We start from the raw sequence: 4,095 nt of genomic DNA, 5'->3' as shown, positions 1-4,095 counted from the left end.
CGGGTTCGAAAATCCGGTGGATCAGGTTTTCCAGCTTGGACCGGTTGATGTTGTAGAGTTCATATGTCGCAACCACCTCGACATTCGACATCAGAAACGTCGGCTGCAGATGCGCGCCAGCGATCCGCTTTTCGACGCTCATATTGGTGACACCGATCTTGTGCACCAGTTCCCGGTTTTCTGTGACGAGTGGATGATCGGATTTGCTGCGAAGCACATAGATGATCCCGCTCGCTTCATCCCCATCGATTGTCTGGTCTGAAAAAAGCGGGCCTGCCGATGGGTCAGTGATCCGGCGTCCGGCGTCGTCCTTGTTCAACGCACGCTGGAGCGAGCGCATCAGCATGTTGCTCTCGGTGCCATTGTCGAAAATCACCCGCAGACGCGCATCCGTGCGACCTTGCTCGTTGGTGATGGTCTCGCCCTTGTCGGCGACATAGGCTTTTTGACCGCTGACAATGAAGAAGCGTCCCTTCTCAATCTCGGCTTTCATCTCGAACGGGCGGGTTTCGCGCAAGCCGCTATCCAGCTCTTTCTGTACCTGCTCGAATAAGGGTTTGAACGTGGCAAAATCCTCGCATTTCTCGCGGTTTCCGACTTCATCGGCAGCCTTTTTCTCGGCTGTCGACCGGACATGTTTCAATTCCGTGAGTGGTGATCTAGCCACTTCCACACCCAGTTCAGCGAGGAGGGCATCGTCATCGAGGTCATCGGAGTCTGACGCTGAAGGCGGAGGGGTGTCTGTTAGGAGACCGTGCTCGTCCAGTGGGCCCAGCAAGTCGCGACACTCCTGCAATTGACGGATCTGGTCAAGACGCACCGCATAGAGGCGTTCGAAGATATCGCGGTCCTCCCCGTGCTGGGGAGGCCGACCATGCTCCTCTGCAAATCGCAGGATTTCCTCGAAACCTGCGATGATGCGTTCTTCGCGTGGTGTGCGGCTGAGCTGCTTCTTGACCTCGACCTCGACGCCAAGCTCCGCAAGCAGGGCATCATCTTCGTCGGTGAAACCCTTAGCCATTGGCAGCCTCCTGCTTCATGCGGGCGAGATAGGCCACGCCTTCGGCCATTTTCTTCTCCCATGGATCAGGCGATGTGATGGATGGTAGACGGCCCCGCTCCTGCTTGAATTTGACAGCGCGCTTCGCCAGATCGCGCGCCTCGTCCGGTGACAGTTGCACCTTCTTCGCCGAGATCACGGCCTGAACCTGCCGAAGGCTTTCCTCGCTCATCGTCTTTGCCAATATCGAATAGGCTTCGCCGAAGGGGTTGATCCGGTCGATCAAGTCGATGTCGAGCTCACGCACATCCATGGCGAATTTGCGCACCCCGTCGATCAGCGCTGTGTTTCCTGTGGTCTGCGTGTCGTCGCCGCTCGAAAGAGCGATCTCCTTTGCTTTCTGCGTCAGGTTCAGCGCGGCCACCGCATGCTGGCGCACGGCTTCCTGATCCTCGGCGTCCAGCTCCGGGAACTTTGCTCCCACGATCTTGCCCATGCGAACCTGCGTCAGTTCCTCGGGCACCAATTCCTCATCGAAGAGGCCGCGTTCGATCGTGGTCTTGTCCTGCACGAATGCGGTGATCACCTCATTCAGGTCCTCCTGGCAGATGCGCTTGGCTTCCTTGCTCTTCGGCGCGACCAGACCCTTGATCTCGATCTGGAACTGCCCGCTCGCCTCGTTGAAGCCGACGTTTTCCTTGTTCGGATCATAGCCGCCCGCGCCGTAATCGAACCCCTCGACAGGGCCGCTGTTCACAGTCTTGGGTGTGAAGTTGAAACGCGGGGCCAGCACCTGCTCCATCAGCAGGCTCGCGGCAATCGCTTTCAACGTGTCGTTGACCGCCTCGGTCACGGCCTCAGCTGCGGCGTCCGGTTCAGCGATCAGGTTGGTGAAGCGCGCGCGCGTCTTGCCCTCGGCGTCGCGGGTGGCGCGGCCGATGATCTGTACGATCTCCGTCAGGCTGGCGCGATAACCGACCGTCAGGGCGTGTTCGCACCAGATCCAGTCGAACCCTTCCTTCGCCATCCCCAGGGCGATGATGATGTCGACATGATCGCGGTTGTTCTTCTGCGCCGGGTCCTTCAACGCGGCGGATACCTTGTCGCGCTTTGCCGGTTCATCATCGACCAGATCGGCGATGCGCAGCACACGCCCTTCGGGCGTTTTGACCAGCTGAAACCCGGTGGCGGGGTCGGCGCCCTGCCAATCGCCGAGCGCATCGATGATATGCTCGACCTCGCGATGCTTGTCTTTCGTGCTCTCGCGCGAGTTCACGTTCGGGATGTGCAGGATCGTCTTCTCGGTCGGGTCCAGCACCTTGAGGATGTCGTCGGCATAGGACCCGGAATAGAAGAAATACCCGATGTCGAGCGACTTGAGGTATTTGTAGCCATTCAGCTGCTCGTAATAGGTGTAGGTAACCGTGTCGAACCGCGCCTCGTCCTCGGGCGACAGAACGGCCTCGGCATCGCCGCGGAAATAGGACCCGGTCATCGCCACCAGATGTACCTTGTCGCGCGCGACCAGCGCGCCCAGATGCGTGCCCAGCTTGTTATCGGGGTTGGCCGACACGTGGTGGAATTCGTCCACCGCGATCAGGCGACCGTCGAAGGCCTCGATCCCGAACTTGTCCACGGCGAAGCGGAAAGTGGCATGCGTGCAGACCAGCACCTTGTCTTCGCTCGCCAGGAACTTGCCGACGGCCCCGACCTTGCCGTCGTCCCCGCCCGGCGCGTTGCACAGGTTCCATTGCGGCTGGACGGTCCAGTCGGCCCAGAAGCCATACTTGCTGAGCGGCTCGTCGTTGAAGCTGGACCCGATGGATTTTTCCGGCACCACGACGATGGCCTGACGCAGGCCCTGATTGTGCAGCTTGTCCAGCGCGATGAACATTAGAGCGCGGGATTTGCCCGATGCAGGGGGTGATTTGATCAGTAGGTATTGCTCGCCGCGCTTCTCATAGGCGCGTTCCTGCATCGCACGCATGCCCAGCTCGTTCGACTTGGTCGAGCTGCCATTGGCGGCGTATTTGACAGAGACGGAGGGAACACCTTTGGTCATGATTGGTTTTGCCTCCCCTTCGAAAATTCGCGCTGATAATCCACTGTTTGACAAATGGCAGAGTAGAAATCGACGATCACGCTAACTGTATGTGACGCCCGCTTTCCGTTCATAGCCATAATGATGGTTTCAGCATTTGCATAGTTTGACGCCTGCTCGTCCGACAGCGGCCTAGGTGCATTTGCGGTTTGTTCGAACAACCACTTCTTCTTTTGTTCTACATCTTTTGCTAGATCATCCCGCAGACGTTTCTTCAGTTTCCTGAAAAGGGGCAGATCTTCCTTCATCAGCATGGCCTCAAGTTCCGACCAATGAATCTTGTAGAGATAGTTCACCCAAGCCATGCGCAGTCTTTCGCTGAACTTGTCGGATGACTTGGCCATGTCACAAACAGCCATGTGGAAAAGATCGCGGTAGTATTCTAGAGCCATGACAGATCCCTCATGCGGGCACCTTCGTCGTCATCTTCGTGTACATCTCGAACAGCTTTTCCAGCCGTTCGGTGTCGTTGCGGAAGCGGCGACCGATGTAGATGCGTTCCAGCACCTCGTCGTTGTGGTCATGGGCGGCGCGGAGGTTCGCGGGCATTTTTTCGGGGTCGTAGAGGTCGGCGATGGTGGCGGGGAAATGCGCCTCGCGGGCCAGAAGGATGCCTTCCGCCGCCGCGGTCAGGTCGGCGCGGTTCTTTTCGGTCAGTTTCGGGACGGGGAAGGTGTTCCAGCCGAGGGTGTTGGAATAGCTGAAATCTGTTCGCATGCGCACGCAGACCGTGCCGATCCAGACCCAATGCAGGCGCGAGGCGATCAGCGCCATGTTCCAGAGCGGGGCGTCGTAGAGGGCGAAGTTACGGTCGCCGATGATGGTGTCTTTCCCCTCAAGTCCGATGGGTAAGTAGTCACGATTTTCAGAACTAACACGCGCGACGACAAGCGAATACTGTCCTGCAACCGATTGAATCTGTCTGAACCGATGGGGGAATGCGGCTGCTGGTCGGGTTTCAGCGGCTTTGCTGCTCGCGCGCATTTCTGCGACT

4 protein-coding genes are annotated in these 4,095 nt (G+C 58.4%); all 4 read right to left on the bottom strand.

Annotated features, from left to right (window positions below; translation table 11 throughout):
• On the bottom strand, positions 1–1,021 hold a 1,021-nt coding region (locus tag C5F46_RS15740), incomplete at its 3' end, for a GIY-YIG nuclease family protein (RefSeq protein WP_107326249.1).
• On the bottom strand, positions 1,014–3,116 hold the full coding sequence (locus C5F46_RS15735) for a pseudomurein-binding repeat-containing protein (protein WP_235820201.1): 2,103 nt from the start codon (positions 3,114–3,116) through the stop codon (positions 1,014–1,016). The genes C5F46_RS15735 and C5F46_RS15740, both read right to left, overlap by 8 nt.
• Positions 3,059–3,493 carry a hypothetical protein gene (locus tag C5F46_RS15730; protein ID WP_107326247.1) on the bottom strand — a complete coding sequence of 145 codons (435 nt, stop codon included), beginning with the start codon at positions 3,491–3,493 and terminating at the stop codon, positions 3,059–3,061. Before C5F46_RS15730 ends, C5F46_RS15735 begins: the two co-directional genes overlap by 58 nt.
• A gap of 10 nt (positions 3,494–3,503) precedes the next feature.
• On the bottom strand, positions 3,504–4,095 hold a 592-nt coding region (locus tag C5F46_RS15725; protein WP_328588588.1), incomplete at its 5' end, for a type IIL restriction-modification enzyme MmeI.

Origin of the sequence: Phaeovulum veldkampii DSM 11550, from assembly GCF_003034995.1 — a bacterium.
Taxonomy (GTDB): Bacteria; Pseudomonadota; Alphaproteobacteria; order Rhodobacterales; family Rhodobacteraceae; genus Phaeovulum; species Phaeovulum veldkampii.
Note: the sequence above shows the minus strand (reverse complement) of the source record. Positions and strands in the feature narration are given on the sequence as shown.